General features: G+C 73.4%; 22 protein-coding genes, 1 pseudogene and 1 riboswitch. Of the genes and pseudogenes, 14 read left to right on the top strand and 9 right to left on the bottom strand.

Going from position 1 to position 23,673, the window contains the following annotated elements; all coding sequences use genetic code 11:
• Positions 1 to 154 precede the first annotated feature (154 nt).
• The 7 genes and pseudogenes from LQK89_RS11705 to LQK89_RS11675 all read left to right on the top strand — a co-directional run bounded on the left by LQK89_RS11705 (position 155) and on the right by LQK89_RS11675 (position 7,725).
• Complete coding sequence (locus LQK89_RS11705; RefSeq protein ID WP_231049184.1) at positions 155 to 1,480, top strand: alpha/beta hydrolase; 1,326 nt, start codon at positions 155 to 157, stop codon at positions 1,478 to 1,480.
• Positions 1,477 to 4,005 carry a bifunctional lysylphosphatidylglycerol flippase/synthetase MprF gene (locus LQK89_RS11700; RefSeq protein ID WP_231049183.1) on the top strand — a complete coding sequence of 843 codons (2,529 nt, stop codon included), beginning with the start codon at positions 1,477 to 1,479 and terminating at the stop codon, positions 4,003 to 4,005. Before LQK89_RS11705 ends, LQK89_RS11700 begins: the two co-directional genes overlap by 4 nt.
• A gap of 331 nt (positions 4,006 to 4,336) precedes the next feature.
• A riboswitch (FMN riboswitch) is annotated at positions 4,337 to 4,468 on the top strand.
• A gap of 81 nt (positions 4,469 to 4,549) precedes the next feature.
• A complete protein-coding gene (locus LQK89_RS11695; RefSeq protein ID WP_231049182.1) occupies positions 4,550 to 5,197 on the top strand; it encodes a riboflavin synthase in 648 nt (215 codons plus the stop codon).
• Positions 5,198 to 5,331: 134 nt separating this feature from the next.
• Positions 5,332 to 5,904 (top strand): annotated as a pseudogene (gene ribB, locus LQK89_RS11690) (3,4-dihydroxy-2-butanone-4-phosphate synthase); the annotation flags it as partial.
• A gap of 41 nt (positions 5,905 to 5,945) precedes the next feature.
• On the top strand, positions 5,946 to 6,428 hold the full coding sequence (ribH, locus tag LQK89_RS11685) for a 6,7-dimethyl-8-ribityllumazine synthase (protein WP_114849743.1): 483 nt from the start codon (positions 5,946 to 5,948) through the stop codon (positions 6,426 to 6,428).
• A 92-nt stretch (positions 6,429 to 6,520) separates the two neighbouring features.
• Positions 6,521 to 7,198 (top strand): TetR/AcrR family transcriptional regulator, encoded by a 678-nt coding sequence (locus LQK89_RS11680; RefSeq protein WP_231049181.1) that lies wholly within the window; start codon positions 6,521 to 6,523, stop codon positions 7,196 to 7,198.
• Positions 7,195 to 7,725 carry a hypothetical protein gene (locus tag LQK89_RS11675; protein ID WP_231049180.1) on the top strand — a complete coding sequence of 177 codons (531 nt, stop codon included), beginning with the start codon at positions 7,195 to 7,197 and terminating at the stop codon, positions 7,723 to 7,725. Before LQK89_RS11680 ends, LQK89_RS11675 begins: the two co-directional genes overlap by 4 nt.
• A gap of 196 nt (positions 7,726 to 7,921) precedes the next feature.
• Here LQK89_RS11675 and LQK89_RS11670 read toward each other — a convergent pair whose 3' ends face one another.
• Complete coding sequence (locus LQK89_RS11670; protein ID WP_174777903.1) at positions 7,922 to 8,092, bottom strand: hypothetical protein; 171 nt, start codon at positions 8,090 to 8,092, stop codon at positions 7,922 to 7,924.
• Positions 8,093 to 8,183: 91 nt separating this feature from the next.
• Positions 8,184 to 8,738, bottom strand: coding sequence for a TetR/AcrR family transcriptional regulator (locus LQK89_RS11665; RefSeq protein WP_174777904.1), 555 nt, complete (start codon positions 8,736 to 8,738; stop codon positions 8,184 to 8,186).
• A gap of 135 nt (positions 8,739 to 8,873) precedes the next feature.
• Here LQK89_RS11665 and LQK89_RS11660 point away from each other — a divergent pair, with 135 nt between their 5' ends.
• The 5 genes from LQK89_RS11660 (at position 8,874) to LQK89_RS11640 (ending at position 15,243) form a co-directional block, all read left to right on the top strand.
• A complete protein-coding gene (locus LQK89_RS11660; protein ID WP_231049179.1) occupies positions 8,874 to 10,907 on the top strand; it encodes an aldo/keto reductase in 2,034 nt (677 codons plus the stop codon).
• 32 nt (positions 10,908 to 10,939) lie between these two features.
• Positions 10,940 to 12,022, top strand: coding sequence for a LacI family DNA-binding transcriptional regulator (locus LQK89_RS11655; RefSeq protein ID WP_231049178.1), 1,083 nt, complete (start codon positions 10,940 to 10,942; stop codon positions 12,020 to 12,022).
• 211 nt (positions 12,023 to 12,233) lie between these two features.
• A complete protein-coding gene (locus LQK89_RS11650) occupies positions 12,234 to 13,757 on the top strand; it encodes an MFS transporter (RefSeq protein ID WP_174777906.1) in 1,524 nt (507 codons plus the stop codon).
• 318 nt (positions 13,758 to 14,075) lie between these two features.
• Positions 14,076 to 14,585 (top strand): flavin reductase family protein, encoded by a 510-nt coding sequence (locus LQK89_RS11645; RefSeq protein WP_231049177.1) that lies wholly within the window; start codon positions 14,076 to 14,078, stop codon positions 14,583 to 14,585.
• A gap of 43 nt (positions 14,586 to 14,628) precedes the next feature.
• The gene (locus tag LQK89_RS11640; protein ID WP_058742645.1) at positions 14,629 to 15,243 is read left to right on the top strand and encodes a superoxide dismutase; all 615 of its coding nucleotides are present in this window, start codon (positions 14,629 to 14,631) and stop codon (positions 15,241 to 15,243) included.
• 254 nt (positions 15,244 to 15,497) lie between these two features.
• Here the strand turns inward: LQK89_RS11640 and LQK89_RS11635 are convergent, their stop codons facing one another.
• Positions 15,498 to 16,070: a TetR/AcrR family transcriptional regulator gene (locus LQK89_RS11635; protein ID WP_144804396.1), complete on the bottom strand. Its 573-nt coding sequence runs from the start codon at positions 16,068 to 16,070 to the stop codon at positions 15,498 to 15,500.
• Between the two features lie 168 nt (positions 16,071 to 16,238).
• Between LQK89_RS11635 and LQK89_RS11630 the strand changes: the two genes are divergently transcribed.
• Complete coding sequence (locus LQK89_RS11630; RefSeq protein WP_167510108.1) at positions 16,239 to 17,213, top strand: carbohydrate kinase family protein; 975 nt, start codon at positions 16,239 to 16,241, stop codon at positions 17,211 to 17,213.
• Between the two features lie 8 nt (positions 17,214 to 17,221).
• On the opposite strand, the gene LQK89_RS11625 is transcribed toward LQK89_RS11630, so the two are convergent.
• The 5 genes from LQK89_RS11625 to upp form a co-directional block, all read right to left on the bottom strand.
• Entirely contained in the window at positions 17,222 to 18,673 is a 1,452-nt protein-coding gene (locus LQK89_RS11625; RefSeq protein WP_231049176.1) for a serine hydrolase domain-containing protein, read from the bottom strand.
• A complete protein-coding gene (locus LQK89_RS11620) occupies positions 18,670 to 20,019 on the bottom strand; it encodes a cryptochrome/photolyase family protein (protein ID WP_231049175.1) in 1,350 nt (449 codons plus the stop codon). The genes LQK89_RS11625 and LQK89_RS11620 overlap by 4 nt, the downstream gene beginning before the upstream one ends.
• Positions 20,016 to 20,522, bottom strand: a complete 507-nt coding sequence (locus LQK89_RS11615; protein ID WP_058741915.1) for a MarR family winged helix-turn-helix transcriptional regulator — start codon at positions 20,520 to 20,522, stop codon at positions 20,016 to 20,018. The genes LQK89_RS11620 and LQK89_RS11615 overlap by 4 nt, the downstream gene beginning before the upstream one ends.
• Before the next feature lie 288 nt (positions 20,523 to 20,810).
• Positions 20,811 to 21,581 (bottom strand): winged helix-turn-helix domain-containing protein, encoded by a 771-nt coding sequence (locus tag LQK89_RS11610; RefSeq protein WP_231049174.1) that lies wholly within the window; start codon positions 21,579 to 21,581, stop codon positions 20,811 to 20,813.
• A 526-nt stretch (positions 21,582 to 22,107) separates the two neighbouring features.
• A complete protein-coding gene (gene upp / locus LQK89_RS11605) occupies positions 22,108 to 22,743 on the bottom strand; it encodes a uracil phosphoribosyltransferase (protein ID WP_114849733.1) in 636 nt (211 codons plus the stop codon).
• A 75-nt stretch (positions 22,744 to 22,818) separates the two neighbouring features.
• Here upp and LQK89_RS11600 point away from each other — a divergent pair, with 75 nt between their 5' ends.
• Positions 22,819 to 23,250 carry a nucleoside deaminase gene (locus tag LQK89_RS11600; RefSeq protein ID WP_231050793.1) on the top strand — a complete coding sequence of 144 codons (432 nt, stop codon included), beginning with the start codon at positions 22,819 to 22,821 and terminating at the stop codon, positions 23,248 to 23,250.
• Between the two features lie 14 nt (positions 23,251 to 23,264).
• Here the strand turns inward: LQK89_RS11600 and LQK89_RS11595 are convergent, their stop codons facing one another.
• Positions 23,265 to 23,642, bottom strand: coding sequence for a hypothetical protein (locus LQK89_RS11595; RefSeq protein ID WP_083519948.1), 378 nt, complete (start codon positions 23,640 to 23,642; stop codon positions 23,265 to 23,267).
• Between the last annotated feature and the right edge of the window lie 31 nt (positions 23,643 to 23,673).

Genomic DNA, 23,673 nt, shown 5'->3' with positions numbered 1-23,673 from the left:
GGGCACCGTCCGCGGTGCCCCTCCGACCCATGCGCCGTCGAAGCGCCGGCTTGGACGACACCGAACGTTCGCTGGGAGCACTCGGTACCGAACCTGTGCGCAGTAGAAGCGCTTGCGCGGCCCCACGGCAGCAGGGGAGCGCCACGATGAGAGCGTGCTCCACGAACTCCTGCGCATCCCGATCACCGGCCGGGCGGTCCTCGTCCCGGTCTACGTCATCACGGCCGTCCTGGCGGCCTGGGTCCTCGTCGGACCGGCGCGGGAACGGCACCGCGGACGGCGGCTCGCGTTCCGCGTCGGAGCGGGTGTGCTCGGTGCCGTGGTCGGCCTCGTCGCGGTGTGGTGGACGGGCGACGTGCAGGACCTGTTCGGCGTCGCCTTCACGCCGATCACCCGGATGTGGGTCGCGTTCGCCTTCGCCGGGGTCGCCCTGCTCCTGGTCGTCCTCGTCCAGGGTGGATGGCGTCGCCGGGGTCTGGCCGTGGCCGCCGCGGCCGCGGTCGTCCTGTCCGCCGGGCTCGGCGTGAACGTCGACTTCGGCTTCTACAAGAACGTCCAGCAGGCCATCGCGACGAGCCCGTACAAGACCGTGAAGCTGCCGGAGCGCTCCGGCAACGCGACGCCGGCGACGGACCTCTCCGGGTGGCAGGCCCCGGCGGGCATGCCGAAGACCGGCGAGACCATCAGCGTGGCGATCCCCGGCACGGTGTCGCACTTCCGCGCCCGCAAGGCCGTGGTGTGGCTGCCGCCGGCGGCCCGGGTCGCGAACCCGCCGAAGCTCCCCGTCATCATCGCCTTCTCGGGGCAGCCCGGACAGCCCGCCGACCTGTTCCAGACCGGCAACATGGGGCAGTACCTCGACCACTACGCCGCGGCACACCAGGGCCTCGGGCCGATCGTCGTGTCGCCGGACCAGCTCGGGGCGCCGAACCGCAACCCGATGTGCCTGGACTCGCGCCGACTCGGCCGGAGCGAGACGTACGTCATGACCGACACCGTGGACTGGATCCAGTCGCACCTGCCGGTCGAGAGCGGCCCGTCGCACTGGGCCGTCGCCGGCTTCTCCGAGGGCGCGACCTGTGCGATGCAGCTCTCCGCCGCGCACCCGGACGTGTTCGGTACCGCCCTGGCGATCTCGAGCGAGATCGGCCCGAAGAACGGCAGCGTGCAGCAGACCATCGCGCTCGGGTTCGGCGGGGACGCCGCCGCCTACCGCGCCGCGATGCCCGTCGCCCTGATGGCGGCACACGCGCCGTACCGCGACCACCTCACGGTCTTCGGCTACGGTCAGGACGACGCCCCGTACACGGCGTCGACCGAGACGCTCCGGACCGCCGCGGAGCGGGCCGGGATGCAGACGCAGACCTTCGTCTCGCCCGGGTCCGCCCACGACTGGAACACCGTGCGGTACGTGCTCGCGCACGGACTGCCCCCGGTGCTGGCGCACCTCGGTCTCCCGGCAGCGGAAGGCACCCTGTGAACGACCAGACGGCGACGGCGCCGTCGGAGTCCGGTACCGGACCGGGCGCTTCCCCCGAGAGCGCCCCCGGACCACGAGAGCCGCGCACGCCCGGCAAGGTCCGGGCGGCCGTCGTCGCGGCCGGCCGGACCGTCGGCCGGACGGCCCGGCGGTACCCCGTCACCACCGTCGTCGTGCTGCTCGTGCTCGTGACCTCGGTGGTCGGCGTGGTCCTCCGCGTCTCCCACGGCACCACGCCGTCGCACTTCGGCCCGCTCCGGGTCTTCGCCGCGTCGACCGGCCTGCTCGCCCTCGTCGCCACGATCGTCGGCGTCGTCGTGCTGCTCGGCGCGTCCGAACGCCTGATGGGGCCGTGGCGCACGGTCACCGCCTTCGTCGTCACGACGGTCGTCGGCACCGGGCTCGGCGCGCTCACCGCGTTCCTCGACCCGGACGGCCGTCCGATCGGGTCGCTCCTGCTCGGCCGGGCGACGAGCTTCGACCCGTGGACCGCGATGGTCGGGACGATCGTCACCGCGAGCGCGTTCGCCGGGCCGCTCTGGCGTCGCCGCATCCGGGTCAACGCCTTCGCGGTCGTCGCCGCGCTCCTGCTCTACGCCGGGCACGTCTCGGACCTGTACGCAGCGTTCGCCGCCCTCGTCGGCTGGGGCCTCGGGACGATGCTCCGGAGCGGTCCGGCCCGCATCGGCTGGGTGCGCAGCTCGCACCGCGAGACCCGTGTGCTCCTCGGGACCGTCGTGCTCGTGTCCGCGGTCGGCCCGGTCATCGCGCTCGTGTCGCGTGCCCGCGTCGGACTCCTCGCGCCGCTCGCCGCGGTCGTCGGGGCCGGTCCGGTGACCCCGGTCCGCGGCTGCCACGCCGACGGCGCCGTGGACACGTGCCTCCGCGGGCTCCTCGACTACCGGGCGACCGACCCCTGGACCCTCCTGCTCGCCGTCGCACCGCTGCTCGTCCTGGTCGTGGGCGGTCTCGGGCTGTTCCGGGGGAGCCGCTTCGCGGTCTGGCTCGTCGTCGCCGTCGACCTGGTCACCGCGATCGCCGCAGCGGTCACCTACAGTGCCGTCCCCGGTCGGGTCCAGCAGCTGCACGCATCGGAGAACCTGGTCGTGGTGGACCTGTCGATCGCCGCGTCCATCGTCGTGCCGCTCGCGACCGCGCTCGTGCTCGTCGTCCTGCGCCGGTCGTTCACGGTGCTGCCGTCCCGCCGTCGCATCGCCACCTTCGCGGTCGTCGTGCTCGCGGCCGCCGCGGTCATCGTCGTGGTCGTGCTCGTCACCGCGGCCTCGTCGCCCCAGCGGGTCCCCGACCCCTTCCGCCTGGTGATCGCCGTGCTCGGCCCGCTGTCCCCGGTGACGTTCTGGGACCGGCTGCCCGCGATGGACCCCGCGCTCCGGTTCGTGCTCGGCGTCTCCGGCCCCCTGCTGTGGACCGTCATCGCGCTCGCCGCGATCCGGCCGACCGGCGCCGCGCCGCACGCGCTCGACACCGACGAGGTCGGCATGGACCGCGCCCGCGCCCGCGCACTCCTGGAGGCCGCGGGCGGCGACACCTTCGGGTGGATGACGACGTGGCAGGGCAACGCCTACTGGTTCGCCGCCGACGGCCGCGCCGGGGTCGCGTTCCGGCGCAACGGCCGGGTCGCGGTGACGGTCGGCGGGCCGTTCGGGTGGCCGGACGCCCGCGACCGGGCGATGACCGAGTTCGCCCGGTACTGCGACGACAACGGGTGGACGGCGGTGTTCTACGGCATCGAAGCCACCGCGGCCGAGCACCTCACGGGGCAGGGCTGGGCGACGCTCCCCGTCGCCGAGGACGCCGACTTCGACCCCCGCACGTGGACGACCACCGGCAAGAAGAAGCAGGACGTCCGCACCTCGGTGAACAAGGCGAAGCGCGAGGGCATCACCGCGCTGTGGTCGTCGTGGCAGGACCTGCCCGTGGCCACCACCCGGCAGATCGAGGCGATCTCCGAGGAGTGGGTCTCCGAGCGGGAGCTGCCGGAGATGGGCTTCACGCTCGGCGGGATCGACGAGATGCGCGACCCGGCCGTCCGCACCCTCGTCGCGCTCGACGCAGCGGGCACGGTCCTCGCGGTGACGAGCTGGCTGCCCACGTTCCGCGAGGGACGCGTCGTCGGCTGGACCCTCGACGTGATGCGTCGCACCGCCGCGGCCCCGAACGGCGTGATGGAGTTCCTGGTCGCCAGCGCCGCGGACCGGATGCGCGAGGACGGCGTCGAGCGGCTCAGCCTGTCCGCGGCGCCGCTCGCGTCGTCGGGGGACGCACCGCCGTCGAGCGACGGCGTGCAGAACCTGCTCGACCTGGTCGGCGGGGTGCTCGAGCCGGTCTACGGGTTCCGGTCGCTCCTGCGGTTCAAGGCGAAGTTCGGTCCGGACCTGCACCCGCTCGTGCTCGCCTACCCGGACCCGGTCGCGCTGCCGTCGATCGGCATCGCGGTCGTGCGGGCCTACCTGCCCGACCTGTCGCTCCGGCAGGCGGTCGCCCTGGTGCGCGGCCGCGGCTGACGGGCGGTCCGCGACGACGCACGGGAGGATCGTGGCGGGTCCCGCCTCGATCCTCCCGTCCGCCCCCCCGGGCGGAACGGTCCCGCCCTGTCGAGGCGCCGCCGAGCTGTCGAGGCGCCGCCGTGTGCGCGAGACGCCGCCGTGTGCGCGAGACGCCGCCGTGTGCGCGAGACGCCGCCTCGTGCGCGAGACGCCGCCGGATCCGGGGGCGTCTCGGTGACTCCGAGCCGTCTGGCGCCCGCGCTCCCCGGCCCACCCCGCCCCCGACGCGTCACACCGCGCAACCGGCCGGACGTCGTGCCGGTGGGGTGGGGTATGGTTCGGGGTACGCAAGCGCTCCGGGGTCGGTGCAATTCCGAACCGGTGGTGACAGTCCACGAGCTGACGTCGGGTACGCCCGACCGAGGTTGACCCGGTGGGACTCCGGGACCGACGGTGAGAGTCCGGATGGGAGGAAGCGCTGGCGGGCAGGGCGATCCGTCGTCCCCGTCCGCCGATGCCGACATCCGTCGAGCACACCCGGAGTCCCGTTGAGAGGACACCAGTGTTCACCGGCATCATCGAGGAACTCGGCACCGTCACCGCCGTCGAGCAGCACGGCGACTCCGTCGCGCTCACCGTCCGCGGGCCGATCGTGGTCGCGGACGCCCGGCACGGCGACTCCATCGCCACGAGCGGCGTCTGCCTGACCGTGGTCGAGCGGACCGACGACACCTTCACGGCCTTCGTCATGGCGCAGACGCTCGACATGAGCGCGCACGGCTCGCTCGCCGTCGGGGACCGCCTGAACCTGGAGCGCGCGGCCTCGGTCGGCGACCGGCTCGGCGGCCACATCGTGCAGGGACACGTCGACGGCACTGCGACCGTCCTGTCGACGAGCGACGGCGACGGGTGGCGGCGCGTGCGGTTCTCGCTCGCACCGGACCTCAGCCCGCTCGTCGTCGACAAGGGCTCTGTCGCGATCGACGGCGTCTCGCTCACCGTCAGCGCCGTCTCCGACGAGACCACCGACCCGGAGTCCGCCTGGTTCGAGGTCAGCCTGATCCCCGAGACGCTCACCGCGACGACCCTCGGGGAGCGCGTCCCCGGCGACCGCGTGAACATCGAGACCGACGTCCTCGCCCGCCACGTCCGGCGCATGCTCCGGCTCGACGCGGCGGTCGCCGCGGAACCCGCCCTGGAGGCACGGTGAGCGCCCTCGACGCCGCCCACGTCGTGCCCGCGGTCAGCTCCGGCGACTCCGCGGCCGGATCCGACGCGGCCGCTGCAGGCTCCGGCCCGGCCGCAGCACTCGGGCTCTCGTCGGTCGAGGACGCCGTCGCGGCCATCGCGTCGGGTCGGCCCGTGATCGTGGCGGACGACGAGCACCGTGAGAACGAGGGCGACGTCGTCCTCGCCGCGGAGCTCGCGACGCCGGAGTGGATCGCCTGGACCGTGGCGCACTCGTCCGGGTTCATCTGCGCCCCGATCAGCGCCGACATCGCGGACGCGCTCGACCTGCCGCCGATGGTCGCGCACAACGAGGACGTCCGGGGCACCGCCTACACGGTCACCGTCGACGCCGCGGTCGGGGTCACGACCGGCATCAGCGCGCACGACCGCGCCAGGACGCTCCGGGTGCTCGCGGACCCGACGTCCGTGCGCGACGACCTGCACCGTCCGGGGCACGTCGTCCCGCTGCGCGCGCGACCAGGCGGGGTCCGGGAGCGCGCCGGGCACACCGAGGCCTCGATCGAGCTCGTCACCGCGGCAGGGCTCCGGCCCGCCGCGGCGATCTGCGAGATCGTCGGAGACGACGGCGAGATGATGCGGTTGCCGCAGCTCGTCGAACTCGGGGCACGCGAGGGCGTGCCCGTCATCACCATCGCCGCACTCGTCGACTGGCTCGACGCGGCCGACCGGGCGGCGACGGACGTCGCGCCCACCGAAGGGACCACACGATGAGCGGAGCAGGAGCCGCGGAGCGCGACCACGTCGACGGGACGGGCGTCCGGGTGGCGATCGTCGCCGGGCAGTGGCACGAGACCATCGCTGGCGGGTTGCTCGCCGGTGCCCAGCGCGAGGTGCAGCGGCTCGGCGCGACGGCGCAGGTCGTCCCGGTGCCGGGCAGCTTCGAGCTGCCGGTCGTCGCGAAGGCGGCGCTCGAGTCCGGCTTCGACGCGGTCGTCGCCCTCGGGGTGATCATCCGCGGCGGGACCCCGCACTTCGAGTTCGTCTCGGACGCGGCGACGAGCGGCCTGACCCGGGTGGCGATCGACACCGGCAAGCCCGTCGGCTTCGGTGTGCTGACGCTCGAGGACGAACAGCAGGGCCTCGACCGCGCCGGCCTGCCCGGGTCGAAGGAGGACAAGGGAGCCGAGGCCGCGCACGCCGCGATCGCCACGGCCGTGTCCCTCCGGAGCCTGCGCCAGATGGCCGGCTGACCTCCGCCCCACCCGACGAGCACTCCGCACACCTCGTGCGGGGTGCTCGTCGTCGTTGTGCCCCGGAGTGGTCCGGGGTGTAGTTTTTGAACATGTTCGAAAACGATGCGGTGCCGATGACGAAGCGCGACCGCACCCGCGCCAGGATCCGAGAGGTGGCGATCCGGTCCCTCCGCGAGCACGGGTACGACGGCACGACCATGCGGGGGATCGCGGACGAGGCGGGGCTGTCGGTCGGCAACGCCTACTACCACTTCCCGACGAAGGACCACCTGGTCCAGGAGCTCTACGTCGAGGTGCAGCACGAGCACGTCGCCCGAGCCACCCCGGAGCTCGAGGGCGTCGACGAGCTCCCCGACCGCGTGGGCGTCGTCGTGCGGACGGGCCTGGCGAACCTCCGGTCCTGGCACGGGATCGCGCCGCAGTTCCTGACGACCGCGATCGCGCCCGGGTCCCCGAACAACCCGATGTCGCCGGAGTCCGCGCCGGCGCGCGACGTCGTGCTCGGGCTCTTCCGTCAGGCCGTCGACGGGTCGCGCACGAAGCTCCCGGCGCCGCTCGGCGACGACCTGCCGCGGGCGCTGTGGACCGCCTACCTGCTCGTCACGCTGTTCTGGGTGTACGACACCTCGCCCGACCAACGTCGGACGGACCGGCTCGTCGACACGGCTCTCGGGGTGCTCCGCTTCGCCCTGCCGATGCTCCGCGTCCGGCCCTTCCGCCGCACGGTCACCGAGATCGTCGGCATCGTCGCCGGGCGGGACGCGTGACCGCCGGACCGCATCGCGGCTGGACCGTCGCCGAGTCCGTCGAGCTCGAGGCCCGCGCGTTCGGCTGGCTGGTCCTCGTGACGCTGCCGGCCGTCACCCTCGCTGCGATGCAGGTCGTCGTGCTCGGGCCCGGGAACGGAGGCCTCGACTGGTCGGTCCTGTGGTGGGCGGTCGCCGTCCCGCTCACCTCGGCGCTGCCGGCGCTCGGGGCGGCGATCGTCGTCCTGCCGGTGACGTACGGGGTCGGCCGGTGCCTGCGGCGGGTGGACTCGGACGCGGCAGACGTCGGATGGACGGCCGTGACGGCCGGGCTCACCGCCGCGGTGATGATCGAGGTGATCGCGGGGGCGACCTCGTACACGGCCCCGTTCCGTGCCGACGCGCTCCTGTTCGGGCTGGTCTACGCGGTGCCGTTCGGCATCGCGGCCGCGGTCGCGGGTGCCCTCGCCCGGATCGGTCAGCTGCGCCGCACCGCCGCCGTGGTCCCGGTCCCGGCCGTGGAGTCGTTGCCGACGCCGCTGGGGTAGGGGCGACGCCGCGTCGAACCAGGGAACCGACGTCGAACCAGCTGTGGGGGGTGGTTCGACGTCGGCTCCGTGGTTCGACGCCGGCCGTCGGGCGCAGCGCGACCGGCGGACGCGGAGCGCGACAGCCGGGCAGACGCAGGACGGCCCCGCACCGATCGGTGCGGGGCCGTCCTGACGAGCGCCGGGGGCGCGGGAGTCAGCGCTTGCCGAAGACATGGATCGGCAGGTAGAACGAGAGCGACATGAGCAGCAGGCCGCCCATGAAGACGAACGCCTGGCCGGACTGCACCTGGAACGCGAACCCGAACAGGTACATCGACACCAGCAGCAGCAGGATCGAGAAGAAAGCGGCGATGACGCGGCCCACGGTGGTACCTCCGGTTCGAGCGGGTGGATCCCGACCAGTCTATCCCCAGGTCGGCCGGGGCCGGTGCACGCCCCGACGACGGGGCGCCGGTTCACGCAGTGGGGCGGGTGGCGATGAGACGGTCGACGACGGCGAGCAGCGTGTCCATGTCGACGGTGCCTCGGTTCGGCCGGACCTCGGACCCGGTCACCGCGCCGAGGGAGGCCTGGTGGTACAGCCCGTCGCCGAGGAGCTTCACGGCCTGCGCGGTCGGCGCGTCGCCGAGCTCGTCGACGAGGGTCTCGAGCCATGCGTTCTCGGTGTCGTCGAGCGTCCGGCCGGCCTCCTCGTACCCGGCCTGCTGCAGCCGGCTGGCCGCCAGGAGGGCGAGGTCGAGCTCGCTGCCGACGAACAGGCAGTTCCGCACGAAGTAGCGCGCGGCGCCGTCCTCGGCCTCGCGCATCCGCTCGACGTCGATCGCCCCGAGGTCGGACAGCCGCTCGCACAGCCCCTCCACCAGGGCTGCCTTCGAGCCGAAGTGGTACAGCAGTCCACCCTTCGAGACGCCCGCCCGCGCGGCGACGGCGTCGAGGGTCGCCGGACGCTCGCCTTCCTCGCACACGATGGCGACGAAGCTGTCCAGGACACGGTCTCGGGCGCTTGCCATGCGCACGAGTCTAGGCAACCGCCCGCACGCCGACGAACGGCCGGTTCCGTGAACGTTCACGAACTCCTTGTCCGCGCGCTCGGCGGTGGGTAGCGTCGCAGCGACCGCACGGCCCACCGCACGAACAGGAACCGCATGTCAGCGCAGACCGCGACCCCCTCGACCACGCCGTCCACGGGCGCCGACCGGCCCCGATGGGCGGTGCTCGGCCCCGGCAGCATCGCCCGCCGCTTCCTGTCGCAGCTGCCGGCGAGCACCGGCACGCTCGTGGCCGCCGGGAGCTCGTCGCCGGAGCGCGCGCAGGCCTTCGCCGACGAGGCCGCCGAGCACGGGTTCGCCGACGTCGCCGCGGTCGACCACGCCGGGGTGCTCGCGGACGACCGGGTCGACGCCGTCTACGTCTCGACGGTGCACACCGGCCACGCCGACCTCGTGCTCCGCGCCCTCGCCGCCGGCAAGGCCGTGCTCTGCGAGAAGCCGCTCGCTCCGAACCACGGCACCGCGATGGCGCTCGTCGACGCCGCACGCCAGGCGGGTCTGCCCCTCGTCGAGGCCTACATGTACCGCTTCCACCCGCAGACCGCGGCGCTCCTCGACCTCGTCCGACAGGGTGCGATCGGCGACGTCCTGCACGTGGACGCGTCCTTCGCGTTCCGCACGGGCGAGCGCAGCGGTCGACTGTACGACCCGGCGACGGCGGGCGGCGGCATCCTCGACGTCGGCGGGTACCCGGTCACGATGACCGCCGCGATCGTGCAGGCGGCGACGGGTGTCGCCGTCGCCGAGCCCGTCGACCTGACGGCCACCGGCACCCTCGGCCCCACCGGGGTCGACGAGTGGACGGTCGCGCAGCTGACCTACCGCGGCGGCGTCACGGCGAGCGTCCGGACCGGCGTGCACCTGCAGGACGACAACGCGGTGACCGTCCACGGCAGCCGCGGCCGCATCGTCCTCACCGACCCGTGGACGCTCTCGGCCGACCCGACGATCACGGTCAGCACCGTCGACGAGGAGCCGCGCACGATCTCCTTCGCCGGCGAGCACCCCTACGCCCGCGAGGCAGACGCGACGACCGACGCCCTGCGCGCCGGAGCCGTCGAGGCATCGCAGATGACCCTGGACGAGACGCTCGCGACCGCCCGAACGCTCGACCGCTGGCGCGCCGCGATCGGCCTGCGCTACCCGTTCGAGGCGGAGACGGCCGACATCCCCACGGTGAGCGGTGCCCCCTTGCGCGTCCGCGACGACGCCCCGATGCGGTACGGCGAGGTCCCTGGCGTCGGCAAGCGCATGTCCCGGCTGGTCATGGGTGTCGACAACCAGCCCGACCTCGCCCACGCGAGCGCGCTGTTCGACATGTTCGTCGAGCAGGGCGGCAACGTCTTCGACACCGGCTACGTCTACGGCGGCGGCGTCCTCGAGGGTCGACTCGGCAAGTGGATCGAGAACCGCGGCATCCGGGACGACGTGGTCGTCATCACCAAGGGCGCCCACACCCCGTACTGCGACCCGGAGTCGCTCACCCGGCAGCTGCTCGAGAGCCTCGAGCGGCAGGGCACGGACCACGCGGACGTCTACATGATGCACCGGGACAACGAGGACGTGCCGGTCGGGGAGTTCGTCGACGTGCTCGACGAGCACCGCCGCGCCGGACGGATCCGGGTGTTCGGCGGCTCGAACTGGAGCACCGCCCGGTTCGACGAGGCGAACGAGTACGCCCGTGCGAACGGCAAGCACGGGTTCGAGGTCCTCAGCAACCACTTCGGTCTCGCCGAGGCGTACGACGTGCCGTGGGCCGGCTGCCGCCACGCGACCGACCCGGAGTCGAAGCGCTGGCTCGAGGAACGGCAGGTCCCGCTCCTGCCGTGGTCGTCCCAGGCCCGCGGGTTCTTCACCGGCCGTGCCGCTCCCGGCGACACGAGCGACCCGGAGCTCGTGCGCTGCTACTACTCGGACGAGAACTTCGAGCGCCTCCGCCGCGCACGCGAGCTCGGCGAGCAGCACGGCGTGCCCGCGACCGCGATCGCCCTGGCGTACGTGCTGCACCAGCCGTTCCCGACCTTCCCGCTGTTCGGCCCGCGCACCATCGAGGAGGCCCGTTCGTCGATGACCGGGCTGTCCGTCGAGCTGAGCCCCGAACAGGTCGCGTGGCTGGACCTCCGCGCCTGACCGCGGCGCTCGGCCGACAGCACGACCCGAACGTGACCGACACCACGCCCCACGGCGCGACCGACACCACCCACCCCGCGGACGCAGCAGCAGCGGACGGAGCAGCAGGCGCCGACGCGTCCGCGGGGCGGTCGGCCACCCGCGCCACGATCCACGACGTCGCCGCGGCCGCCGGGGTCTCTCGTCAGACCGTGACCCGCGCGATGAACGGCATGTACGGCATCAGCGCGGCGACGAAGGAGCGCGTCCTGGCCGCAGCGTCGGCCCTGCACTACCGGCCGTCGCGCTTCGGCCGCGGGCTCGTCACCGGCGGTGACCGTCAGCTCGGCCTCGTGGTGAACGACCTCCGGAACCCCTACTCGCCCGAGCTCGCGGCCGCGGTGCTCGGCCTGGCGGCGGCCCGCGGGTGGAACGTCATGCTCGCCGACGTCGGGCTCGCGGGGGACTCCGACCGCGCGGTGCAGGCCCTCGGGGCGCAGACCGACGTGGTGATCGGCTACCTCGGCATCCGCGCGCCCGACTGGATCGAGCGGCTCGGCACGGTCCCCGTCGTCGAGCTCGACCCCGCCGGCGAGGTCCTCCGCGGCGCCGTCCGCATCGACCCGGCGCCGGCCGTCGAGGACCTCGCCGATCACCTGACGGCCACGGGGGTGCGGCACCCGGTGATCGTCGACGCCTCGCACACCGGCCGCCCGAGCAGCCGCGGGCTCCTCGTGATCGACGCACTCCGGCGCCGTGGGCACCGACCGGAGATCGCGATCGCCGAGGCGTCGACGTCCGAGCACGGGGCCGCGATGGCCGCGCGGGCGCTCGAACGGTTCCCCGCGGTCGACGCGGTGCTCGCGTTCAACGACGTCATGGCGCTCGGCGTCCTCGCCGCGTGCCGTCGGGCCGGTGTCGACGTGCCCGGACGCGTCCGTGTCGTCGGCGTCGACGGGCTCGCGGTCGGCACGCTCGTCGCCCCCACCCTGACCACCCTGGCGGTCGACCTCGGCGCGGTCGCGCGCGAAGCGCTCGACCTCGCCCTCGGCATGCTCGCGGGGGAGCTGCCGCGCTCCGGCACGTCGGTGCAGCGCACCGTGCGCCACCGCCTGCTGGTGCGCGAGTCCGCCTGAGCGACCCGCGTCCGCAGGGTGCGCGCGAGGCGGACGGGAGGCCCGTGGCGGCGCCGCCACGGGCCTCCCGTCCGCCGTTCGGTTGCATTTGCAACCAACACCGTCCAGACGGTACACTTACGGAGTCCTGACGGGGCGCGTGTCGACACCGCGCCCCGTCTCGTCTGCTCCGCCGTCGACCTGGTCCGGCTCGAACCCCCAGGGAGTCACCGTGTCCGCACTGCTCACCAGCCCCGTCGCCACCGCCGTCACCGTCAGCCGCGCCCGACGGTTCGCCGCGCTCGCCGTGCTGATGCTGCCCGTCCTGCTCATCTCGGTGGACAACACCGTCCTGAGCTTCGCGCTGCCGACGATCGCCCGCGCCCTCGACCCGAGCGCGACCACGCAGCTCTGGATCGTCGACGCCTACCCGCTCGTCCTCGCCGGTCTGCTCGTCGTCATGGGCAGCATCGGCGACCGGATCGGACGCCGCCGGATCCTCGTCGTCGGCGCGACCGGGTTCGCGCTGTTCTCCGTCGCCGCCGCCTTCGCGACCGAGGCCTGGATGCTCGTCGCGGCCCGCATCGCGATGGGCGTGTTCGGCGCGATGCTCATGCCGGCCACGCTCTCGATCATCCGCAACGTGTTCACCGTCGCGGGGGAGCGGCGGATGGCGCTCGCCGTCTGGTCGACGATGTTCGCCGCCGGCAACGCCCTCGGCCCGCTCGTCGGCGGTGTGCTCCTGGCGCACTTCCACTGGGGCAGCGTCTTCCTGGTCGCCGTCCCGATCCTCGTGCTCATGCTCGTCGGCGTGCCGTTCTTCGTGCCGGAGTCCCGCGACCCCGCGCCGGGGCCCGTCGACGTCCCGAGCATGCTGCTCTCGCTCGGGACGCTCGCGCCGATCGCCTGGGCGATCAAGTCGGTCGTGCACCCCGAGGAGCGCGGCTTCGCGATCGCGATGCTCGCCGTCGGCGTGCTCTGCGGCATCGCGTTCGTCCGCCGGCAGCTCCGGTCGCGCACGCCCATGCTCGACCTCCGGCTGTTCCGGAGCACGGCCTTCAGCGGCAGCGTGCTCATGAACATGGCGGCGATGTTCTCGCTCACCGGCTTCCTGTTCTTCATCGCGCAGCACCTGCAGCTCGTCGCCGGGCTCGACCCGTTCGCCTCCGGGATGGTGCTCATCCCCGGGTCGGTGCTCACGATCGTCGCCGGACTCGTCGTCGTGCCGATCGTCGCCCGGGTGGCCCCGCGGTGGGTCGTCGCGGTGTCGCTGACGTTCTCGGCCGCGGCGTACGCGATGGTCTCGGTCCTCGGGCACCACGCGTCCGTGGTCGCCCTGGCGTTCGCGTTCGTGCTGCTCGGCATCGGGATCGGGGCGTCCGAGACGGTCACGAACGACCTCATCATCTCGACGGCGCCCGCGGACAAGGCCGGTGCGGCGTCGGCGGTGTCCGAGACGGCGTACGAGATCGGCGCGGTCCTCGGGACGGCCGTGCTCGGCACCATCCTCGCGGCCGCCTACCGGGCCCACGTCGTGGTGCCCGGCGGTCTGAGCGGGTCGGCGCACACGGCGGCGCAGGAGACCCTCGGCGGCGCGGTGTCGGCGGCGCAGGACCTCGGCGGCACGGCCGGGCAGGCGCTGCTCGAGAGCGCCCGGGCGGCGTTCGACTCCGGCGTGACGATCACGGCGGGCGTCGCCGCGGTGCTCATGCTCGTCGCCGCGGCCGCCTCGGTCGTCATGCTCAAGCGCGACTGACCCGGCGGCGCGCGACCGGCGCGGGCGGTCCTGCGTGGTCCCGTGCTCGCTCGCGCGCACTCGCCCGTCCGCTTGGTGGACCCGTGCACTCGGTGGAGCAGAAGACGTCGGGTCGGTGACCGCCACCCGACGTCTTCTGCTCCATCGTTGGCCCCGGGCAGGCTCCGGCGCGACCGAGCCCCCTCCGGCGCCTCCTCCGGCGCGCCCGGGATCGGACGAACCTGGGAATCGTTGACCTGAACCACGGTTGAGGTCCTACGTTGGGACGTGGCCGCGCAGCCGCGGCCCACCCCACCCCGGAGGAACCCCACGACTGCCATGCCCGACGAAGCCCCGGCCACGACCGCCGACGCGTACAAGGCCGCCTTCCGCGGACACCCCGCCGGTGTCGCGGTCATCACCGCCGAGGGATCCGACGGGCCCACCGGTCTCACCGCGTCGAGCGTCGCGAGCGTCGCGGTCGACCCGCCCGTCCTGGTGTTCTCGCTCTCCACGAAGTCCGGCTCCGCGGGGGTCGTGCTCGGCGCCGACGTCTTCGTCGTGCACCTCGTCGACTCGCTGAGCGTCGGACTCGCCAAGCGTTTCGCCGCGACCGGCAGCCCGGCGGCGGACGACCCGATGTGGGGCACCCTGCCCACGGGTGAGCGCTACCTGCCGGCCGCGGCCACCGCCCTGCGCTGCCGGCCTCGCTCGACGACAGAGATCGGTTCGTCCACCGTGGTCGTCGCCGAGGTCCTCGACATCGTCGTCGGCCGCGAGCACGGCGAGCCGCTGGTCTACCACAACCGGGAGTTCCACTCCCTCTCCGAACGTTCCCGGCTCTCCTGAGCCGCGGAGCACCGTCCGACAACCACGAACGAAAGGACCTCCGATGGCTGAGTACACCCTGCCCGACCTGCCGTACGACTACGCCGCCCTCGAGCCGCACATCAGCGGCAAGATCATGCAGCTGCACCACGACAAGCACCACCAGGCCTACGTGACCGGTGCCAACACCGCGCTGCAGCAGCTCGGCGAGGCTCGTGAGTCGGGCAACTTCGGTGCGATCAACAAGCTCGAGAAGGACCTCGCCTTCCACCTCGGCGGGCACGTCAACCACTCGATCTTCTGGACCAACCTCGGCCCGGACACGAAGGTCCCCGAGGGTGAGCTCGCCGCGGCGATCGACGAGTTCTTCGGCTCCTTCGAGCAGTTCCAGGCGCAGTTCGCTGCGGTCGCGAACGGCATCCAGGGCTCCGGCTGGTCCGTCCTCGCGTGGGACCAGGTCGGCCAGAAGCTGGTCACGTTCCAGCTCTTCGACCAGCAGGCCAACGTCCCGCTCGGCGTCGTCCCGATCTTCATGCTCGACATGTGGGAGCACGCCTTCTACCTCGACTACCTCAACGTCAAGGCGGACTACGTCAAGGCCGTGTGGAACATCGTCGACTGGGAGAACGTGGCGGCCCGCTTCGCGAACGCGAAGGCGCAGTCGTTCGTCACCCTGTGACGCGACGTCGGTCACCACGGTGACCGGCCCACGGACGGGAGGCGCGGTGCCAGCTGGCACCGCGCCTCCCGTCCGTCGTCTGGTCGCCGTGCGCAGTCTGGTCGCCGTGCGCAGTCTGGTCGCCTCGCGCAGTCCGGCGGTCGCGCGCGGTCGGGTGGCAGGCGTCGGCTGGTGGCCGTGGGTGGGCTGACCGGCACGCGTCTGCCGGCGGTTCGTCGATCCTGTGTGACCTGCCGGCGGGCGGACGGACGCCGTCAGGCGGTGGCGAGGGAGCCGACGGACACCTCGAGCGCGATCGCCCGGAGTGCGCCGTCGACGTCCGTGCCGGCCGGGTCGACGAGGGCGCCCCACTGCACGCCACGTGCGGCACCGACGGCGGCGCGTGCCGTGCGCTCGGCGGTGTCCGGGCAGGCGCCGTGCGCGGTGCACCAGGCAGCGATCTCCGCGATCCGACGCCGGAACGATCGCCGTTCGCGATCCCGCCCGTCGATGGACTCCACGCAGCCGAGCTCGAACGTCAGCCGCGCGGCGAGTGCGCGTTCGGGGGAGTCCAGTCCGCCGAACACCGTGACGAGGTGCCGGCCCAGTGCGTCGGTGTCGCCCTCGGGATCGAGGACGAGATCGACCACGTCGGCCTCGAGGTGGTCGACCACCGCCTGGATCAGGGACTCCCGCGAGCCGAAGTGGTACACGATCGGGTACGCGCTCGTGCCGAGCACCCGGCCGAGGCTGCGGACGGAGACGTCCTCGAGCTTGGTGTCGAGCAGGTGCTGCGCGACCTTCTCGACGATCGCGGGCTTGAGCGTCGGGTCGGGCTTCCTGGGCATGGGATCTCCGGGGGTCGCGGTCGCGTGGTGGTCGGTCGACGCGCACGACGCAGCCGATCACCTGAAATGTTAGCCGATCACCATGACATCCCGCACCTGCGAGGATCGACATCTGCTCGCAGCTTCCCTGAAGTAGAGGAATGCTCGGGTCTGGCTAGGATGGCGGACGTGTCATCGTCCTCCGAGCCCGTCGTGGTGCCCCCACGGCCCGCAGCCACACGCGCCGGACGAGAGGTCACGGGTCGTCGTCGCGGCGTCGGGAAGCGCTTCCTGGTCGTCGGCGACGTGCTCGACGGGGTCCTCGTGCAGACGAGCGCCGAGGCGGTGGGGACGCACGACCCGGCGGCCGTCATCCAGCACCGGTCGCTCGGCGCCGCGGGCAACACCGCCACCTGGCTCGGCTGGCTCGGGGCGGAGGTCGACCTCGTCGCCCGCGTCGGCGTCGACGACGTCCTCCGACACGAGCGCTCCCTGGCGGACGCCGGCGTCCGGGCGCACGTGCGCTACGACGCGCGCGCCGCGACCGGGGCGATCGTCTCCGTACGCGACGGCCGCGGCCGGACCGCGATGACGGATCCCGCGGCGAGCGGTGACCTCGACGCGGCGGACGTGCCGGGCGACCTCGTCGCGCGCGCGGACATCGTGCACCTCACCGGGGCGGCGATGCTCGGTGGTGGTGGTGCCGAGCGGATCGCAGGGCTCGTCGCACGAGCGGGGTCCGCGGGTGCGCGGGTGTCGCTCGACCCGTCCGCCGAGGCCGTGGTCCGCTCCGTCGGCCCGGAGGCGTTCCTCGCCGCCCTGGACGGCGTCGACGTGCTCTTCCCGGACGAGGCCGAGGCCTGCGCGCTGACCGGCGCGGCGACCGCAGCCGAGGCCGTCCGCCGGCTCACCGCGGTCGTGCCGCTCGTCGTCGTGACGACCGGGTCCGACGGGGCGCTGCTCGGACGTCCGGGCCGGAGCCCGCAGCGGGTCCCGGCCACCCCAGCGACGGTCGTCGACACGCTCGGGGCCGGGGACGCCTTCGCCGCCGGGTTCCTGCGTGCGTGGGCGACCGACCCCGTGCGGGTCGGCGCCGCCGCGCGCGAGGGCACCCGGGTGGCGTCGCGTGCGCTGGGCTTCGTGGGCGGACGGCCGCCGGTCTGAGCTGGGCCCTAGCGCTCGGTGGGCTCCGCGGTCACCGTCAGGGTCTGCACGAGTCCGACGGCGAGCGGCGCGAGCTTGATCTCGATGCGGAGGCGCCCGTTCGTCCCCGGCAGCCACCAGCGCAGCTGTGAGGGCACGGTCGCGTGCTCCTCGACGGGGTCCGCGTGCAGGTCGACACCGACGCGGGCGACGGCCTCAGCGAGTGCCCGCCGTCGCCGTTCGTACGGCTGGTCCATCGCGACGTTCGGGCTGCAGACGCGGTCGGCGAGGGCGTCGCCGGCGGGGTCCTGCGGGGCGTCGGCCCACTGCTGGAGCAGGGTGGTGACCGAGCGCTGGGCGTCCCGGGCGGCGGCGGCGGTCCGCTCGACGCCCGGTGCGACCGGGGCCGGCTGGCCCGGGATTCGTTCCAGCACGACGTCGAGCGCCCGGTCGGCGGCCGCGGAGACCTTGGCCTGCGTGGCGTTCTCGAACGCGACCACGCCGAGGCCGTGCTCGACGGACCAGCGCATGTGCGCGGAGAAGCCGGGGTAGCCGCCAGAGTGGCTGACGAGCTCACCGAACCGCGGGTCCTGCTCGACGAACAGCCCGAAGCCGTACGCGGTCGCCCGGGTCGAGGTCGGGACCACCGACGGCGGCACGACGCGCATCGCCTGCTGCATGAGCCGTCGATCGGCGGGGGAGAGCGGTCCGGGCTCCGGGGTGGTCGACGTCGCGGAGGCCAGGTGTCGTGCCCACCGGGCGAGGTCGCGGACGGTCGAGAACAGTCCGCCGATCGACGAGAACGCCCCGGGGCCGGTCATCGGCTGCGGGGTCCACGACCCGTCGTCGTCGCGCTGCCCGGTCACCACGTACCCGCGGGCGTCCTCGGCGCGGAACACCGTGTCCTCCAGGCCGAGGGGTGCCAGCACGCGGCTGGTCGCGGCTTCGAGGAACGTCGTCCCGGCTGCGACGGCCACCGCGCGACCGAGCAGGGCGTACCCGGTGTTCGAGTAGGCGAACCGGGTCCCGGGCACCGAGTCGAACAGCAGCCCGCCCCGGAGCACGTCGTCGAGTTCCGCGTCGGCGATCGACTCCTGCCGGTCGGCCCACGGGTCGTCCGTCGGGAACCCGCCGGCCATGGTGAGGAGCATGCGCAGGGTCGGGACCGGGGCGTCCCGCGACGGCAGCGTGACCTCGGCGAACGCCGGGACCGCGTCGGTGATCGGGGCGTCCAGGTCGGCGCGGCCCTCGGCGACGAGCGTGAGGAGGGTCGCCGCGGTGACGCTCTTCGTGCACGACGCGATGCGGTACACGGTGTCGGCGTCCGGTGCCCGACCGTCCCCGCGGTCGCCGTGCCCGCCGGATGCGATGAGCCCGTCACGGTCGAACACGCCCCAGACGCTGCTCGGGGCCGTCCGGGCCGCGACGCGGTCATGGAACAGCGCGTCGACCTCGGCCAGCAGGTCGTCGGGCAGGCTCATCCGCGGCGCATCCGGTCGTAGGCGTCGAGGGCGCGCTGCCGGCTCGCCTTGAGGTCGACCATCGGCTCCGGCCGGTCCTCGTCCGCGGGGACCCAGCGGTGCACGTACTCACGGTGCGGGTCGAACCGCTCGAGCTGCCGGTCGGGGTTGAAGACGCGGAAGTACGGCGCCGCGTCGAACCCGGACCCGGCGACCCACTGCCAGTTGCCCGCGTTGTTGGCCGGGTCGGCGTCGACGAGGGTGTCCCAGAACCACTGCTCGCCGATCCGCCAGTCGACCAGCAGGTTCTTCACGAGGAAGCTCGCCGCCGCCAGCCGCACACGGTTGTGCATCGCGCCGGAGTGCCAGAGCTCCCGCATCCCCGCGTCGACCAGGTCGAAGCCCGTGCGGCCGTGCCGCCAGCGGTCGATCTCGTCCTGGTCGGCGTCGCGCCACGGGAAGGCGTCGAACTCACGGCGGACGTTCACGGTGGCGATGTCGTCGCAGTGGAAGTACTCGTTCCAGTTGAACTCGCGCCACGCGAGCTGCCGGAGGAAGGCCGGGGCCTGCCGACGCTGCTCGGGCTCGAGTTCGCCGTGCAGCCGGTGCCACACCTGGTACGGGCTGACCTCGCCCCAGCGCAGGTGCGGGGACAGGTCACTCGTCGCGGCCATCGCGGGCTCGTCGCGCTGGTCGTAGTCCTCGAGCGCGTCGTGGACGAACCGTTCGAGCTTCCGGTGCGCCCCGGCCTCGCCCGGCTCCCAGGCGTCGCGGAGTCCGCCGGCCCAGTCCGGAGCGGTCGGCAGCAGGGCCCAGTCGTCCAGGTCGTCGCCGTCCACGTCCGCCGGCGCCGGCAGGTCACGGGGCTTCGGCAGCGGGTGCCGGGGTTCAGGCATCGCCTGCGCCGCACGCCAGAACGGCGTGAAGACCTTGAACGGCTCGCCCTGCCCGGTCAGGACGGTCCACGGTTCCCAGAGCAGGTTCGCCGCGAAGCTGTGCGCCTCGGTACCGGCGTCGGTCAGGCCGCTCTTGATGCCGGCGTCCAGGTCGCGCTCGACCCGGCCGTAGCGACGGTTCCAGTAGACCGCGTCCGCACCGGCGTCACGGACCAGGGCCGGCACCACGTCGGCAGCAGCGCCCTTCCGGAGCACGAGTCGTGACCCCCGGTCCCGCAGCTCGCCGTCGAGCGCCGCGAGCGAGTGGTGCAGCCACCAGCGGCTCGCGGCCCCGACCGGTCGGATGCCGTCGGTCTCCTCGTCGAGGACGACCACGACCGTGACGGGTCCGCCGTGGTCGATCGCGGCACGGAGCGCGGGGTTGTCGGCGAGCCGCAGGTCCTCCCGCAGCCAGACGACCGCGCCCCTCATGCGTCCACCGTGGCCCGGTCACGCGGGACGCGGGTGGTGCTCCGCCCCGGTGCGTCCGCCGCGACCCGGAGCTTCGTGCACAGGGCGGTGAGCGTCCGGAGCTCGTCGTCGTCGAGACCGGCGCCGACCTGCTCCGCGATGGTCTGCGCGTGCTGCACGGCGACCGAGCGGTAGACGTCGAACCCGTGCGCCGTGAGGGCGACGATGACCCCCCGGGCGTCGCTCGGGTCCGGCTGTTTCTCGACGATGCCCTTCGACGCCAGGCGCTCGACGAGTCGGCTGACGCTCGGCTGGGTGAGCAGCAGGTGTCCGGTGAGCTCGCGCATCCGGCACCGACGGCCGGGCTGCGTCGACAGGTTGAAGCACACGTCGTACTCGTTGAACGAGATCTCCGCGCTCGGGAAGTCGGCGTTGAGCGCCCGCATGACCGTCACCTGCGCCCGGAACAGTGCTTCCCAGGCCGCGACGGCGGTCGCCTTGTCGCTGCGGCGTGACTCGTCCACGGTGCGGCCCCTTCGGTCGTGCGGTCAACCCACACTAGCGACGGAGCACGAGCGCGCCGTGCAGACGGGGGACACTCCCGCGGACGGGTCGGCAGACGCAACGAGGGCCGGTCGCCTTCTGGGCGACCGGCCCTCTCCCTTGCACCAAGAGTGTCCTGCAATCACATTCCGCAGCCAGTGCCACAGCAAACACTGTCTGCAAGAAGGACTGTATAACGGCGAGGTAACGGCGCGCCAGCGTGTGACGAGGTCGTTCGCTGCGAGTTCACCGGGAGGACGCCGAGCGGATCAGAAGAGGTCGGGCGAGGGCGTCGAGGCGTAGCGCACGGCGACGTCGGCGTGCCGGTCGAACCGGTAGCCGACACCCCGCACGGTGCGGACGATCTCCTCGAAGGCGCCGAGCTTCGAGCGGAGCCGGCGAACGTGCACGTCGATCGTGCGCTCGTTCGGGGTCTCGTCCTCGCCGTCCGACCACAGGCCCTCGATGATGGCCGCGCGGTCGACGGTCTGTCCCTCGCGGAGGACGAGGAACTGCAGGAGTTCGAACTCCTTGTAGGTCAGGGGAGCGACCTCGCCGTCGAGCGTGACCCGCTTCCGAGAGATGTCGATGACGACCCCGGTCTCCTCGGGCTCGGGCTTCTCGGCCTGCTTGCGCGCGGCGACGGCGGACCGGTCCTGCAGGGCGAGCCGGACGACGTCGACGTCACGGCCGCCGGAGCCCTCGGCGGCGACGGCCACCGCGGCGTACGTCTCCGAGGTCGGCACGAGCTGCGCGGTGAGGGCCTTGAGCTGCTCGACCACCGCGGCGAGCGAGGTGCCGGCGGCGGCGGCCTGCGCCTCGTCGATGCCGACGTACAGCGCGAAGCCGCGGGCTTCGGTGCCCTCGGGCAGCGACCGGTTGCGCTGCGGCGCGACGACCGGGCTGGTCGGGATGCCGTTCGGGACCGGCGGAGCGACCGGTGCGCGACGGGACCGGATGGGCGTCACGGTGCCGAGGTCCGTCGACACGGACGCGGGGGAGCGGTGAGCGGTGCGGGGCTGGGCGATGGTGAGCGACATGGCGGTTCTTCCGTGCGGGTTGCTGCGCTGCGTGCGGCGCGGCGGTGTCGAATGCGTCGGTCCGGGGTCGGCGGATCGCCGTGTCGCCCTGCGGTCCGGCGGTGGACCGGGGCCTTCCCGGGGGTACGGGTGCACCGTCTCGAGCACGGTCGCTGTCCGTCGCCGGACGCTGTGCGTCGTCGAGTCGGTGTCACCCGGGGATCACACGCTCGCGACCGGGGTGGTGTCGCGGGGGATCCAGCTGGAACGGGTACCGATCAGGCACACATTCGACAACGCATGACCGCCGTCGTCGGCATCATCGTGCCGACGGTCCCCACTGCCCCTCGGGAGGAGCACGTCTCGAGGACGCGGGTGGACGGGTTCGCAGTCATGGGACGAGTATCAGCGGTATACCAACCCCGTGTCAACCGTCCGTGCGGACGGTGCGTGGTCCGGCCCACGGGATGCAGGACGCCCCCGACCACGCGGGACCTCCTGCCTGGCGGCAGGGTCTCGCGCGATCGGGGGCGTCGCGTCGGTGGTGCTACTCGGCCAGCCCGTACAGGCGGTCGCCGGCGTCGCCGAGGCCCGGGACGATGTACCCGTTCTCGTCGAGCTTCTCGTCGAGGGCGCCGAGCACGATCGTGACGTTGCGGTCGCCGACGGCCTGCTCGACGGCGGCCAGGCCCTCCGGGGCGCCGAGGATGCACACGCACGTGACCTCCTCCGCGCCGCGGTCGAACAGGAAGTCGATCGCCGCCGCGAGGGTGCCGCCCGTCGCGAGCATCGGGTCGAGCACGAAGCACTGGCGGCCGGACAGGTCGTCGGGCAGGCGCTCGGCGTAGGTCTGGGGCTCGAGCGTGGTCTCGTTGCGTGCCATGCCGAGGAAGCCGACCTCGGCCGTGGGGACGAGCTTGACCATGCCCTCGAGCATGCCGAGGCCCGCGCGGAGGATCGGGACGACGAGCGGACGGGGCTTCGCGATCGAGACGCCCATGGTGTGCGCGACCGGGGTGTCGATCGGCGTGGCCGTGACGCGGACGTTGCGCGTCGCCTCGTACGCGAGGAGCGTGACGAGCTCCTCGGTCAGGGCGCGGAACGTGGGGGACGGTGTGGTCCGGTCGCGGAGCACCGAGAGCTTGTGGGTGATGAGCGGGTGGTCGGCGACGTGGACTCGCATGGAGTCGAGCGTACCGTGCCGATGGGGCAGGATCGACGCGTGGAAGACCCCGCCGGCCGCCCGTTCACCGCCGCCATGGACCGTGCCCTCGCCGAGGCACGCGCGTGCCTGGCCACCGGTGACGTCCCGGTCGGGGCCGTCGTGCTCGACGCCGACGGCGCCGTCGTGGCGGTCGGACGCAACGAGCGCGAGGCGCGGCAGGACCCGACAGCCCACGCCGAGGTCCTGGCGCTCCGGGCCGCGGCCGCGGTCACGGGGGACTGGCACCTCGCGGAGCACACGCTCGTGGTGACGCTGGAGCCGTGCCCCATGTGCGCCGGTGCCGCGCTGGCCGCCCGGGTGCCGCGGATCGTGTTCGGGGCGTGGGATCCGAAGGCCGGGGCGTCGGGCAGCGTCTACGACATCGCGCGGGACCGCCGGCTGCCGCACCGGTCCGAGGTCGTCGGCGGCGTGCAGGAGGCGGCGTGCGCCGCACTGCTCGACGCGTTCTTCCACGAGCGACGCTGAGACCGCGGGGCGCCCTACTTCCAGAGCACCGCGACGAGCACGTTGATGATCGCCAGCGCCCCGGCCGAGTGGAAGAACGGCAGCGCGGCCTTCGCCTTCGCCTTCCCGGCGTCGGCCTGCGCCTGACGCGCCCGGGCGACGAGCGCCAGGACGAGCGCGACCACCGCGACGGCCAGCTTCACGCCGAGCTTCGCGTGGTTCGCCCCGCCGTCCGTCGTGGCGTCGAGGATGCCCATCATCGCGAGGCCCGTGACGAGCTGCGTGACGAGCCCGGTGATCATCCAACCGGTCTGGAACCCGCCCTTGCGGCGCACCTGCACGAGGAACGCGCCGATCACGGCCGCGAGGCCGAGGAAGTGCAGGATGAGCAGGACCGAGGAGAGCGCCGTCATGGACACGAGCCTGGCGGAACCGGGTGGCCCT

This window comes from Curtobacterium sp. C1, assembly GCF_021049325.1.
Classification (GTDB): domain Bacteria; phylum Actinomycetota; class Actinomycetes; order Actinomycetales; family Microbacteriaceae; genus Curtobacterium; species Curtobacterium citreum.
This window is presented reverse-complemented; position numbering and strand designations above follow the sequence as displayed.

What these genes read in the sequence shown, in the direction of transcription:
- ribH (WP_114849743.1), top strand. Translation starts at nt 5,946, where the DNA reads ATGAGCGGAGCAGGAGCCGCGGAGCGCGACCACGTCGACGGGACGGGC.
- LQK89_RS11680 (WP_231049181.1), top strand. Translation starts at nt 6,521, where the DNA reads ATGTTCGAAAACGATGCGGTGCCGATGACGAAGCGCGACCGCACCCGC.
- LQK89_RS11665 (WP_174777904.1), bottom strand. Translation starts at nt 8,738, where the DNA reads ATGGCAAGCGCCCGAGACCGTGTCCTGGACAGCTTCGTCGCCATCGTG.
- LQK89_RS11660 (WP_231049179.1), top strand. Translation starts at nt 8,874, where the DNA reads ATGTCAGCGCAGACCGCGACCCCCTCGACCACGCCGTCCACGGGCGCC.
- LQK89_RS11645 (WP_231049177.1), top strand. Translation starts at nt 14,076, where the DNA reads ATGCCCGACGAAGCCCCGGCCACGACCGCCGACGCGTACAAGGCCGCC.
- LQK89_RS11640 (WP_058742645.1), top strand. Translation starts at nt 14,629, where the DNA reads ATGGCTGAGTACACCCTGCCCGACCTGCCGTACGACTACGCCGCCCTC.
- LQK89_RS11635 (WP_144804396.1), bottom strand. Translation starts at nt 16,070, where the DNA reads ATGCCCAGGAAGCCCGACCCGACGCTCAAGCCCGCGATCGTCGAGAAG.
- LQK89_RS11625 (WP_231049176.1), bottom strand. Translation starts at nt 18,673, where the DNA reads ATGAGCCTGCCCGACGACCTGCTGGCCGAGGTCGACGCGCTGTTCCAT.
- LQK89_RS11620 (WP_231049175.1), bottom strand. Translation starts at nt 20,019, where the DNA reads ATGAGGGGCGCGGTCGTCTGGCTGCGGGAGGACCTGCGGCTCGCCGAC.
- LQK89_RS11610 (WP_231049174.1), bottom strand. Translation starts at nt 21,581, where the DNA reads ATGTCGCTCACCATCGCCCAGCCCCGCACCGCTCACCGCTCCCCCGCG.
- upp (WP_114849733.1), bottom strand. Translation starts at nt 22,743, where the DNA reads ATGCGAGTCCACGTCGCCGACCACCCGCTCATCACCCACAAGCTCTCG.
- LQK89_RS11600 (WP_231050793.1), top strand. Translation starts at nt 22,819, where the DNA reads ATGGACCGTGCCCTCGCCGAGGCACGCGCGTGCCTGGCCACCGGTGAC.
- LQK89_RS11595 (WP_083519948.1), bottom strand. Translation starts at nt 23,642, where the DNA reads ATGACGGCGCTCTCCTCGGTCCTGCTCATCCTGCACTTCCTCGGCCTC.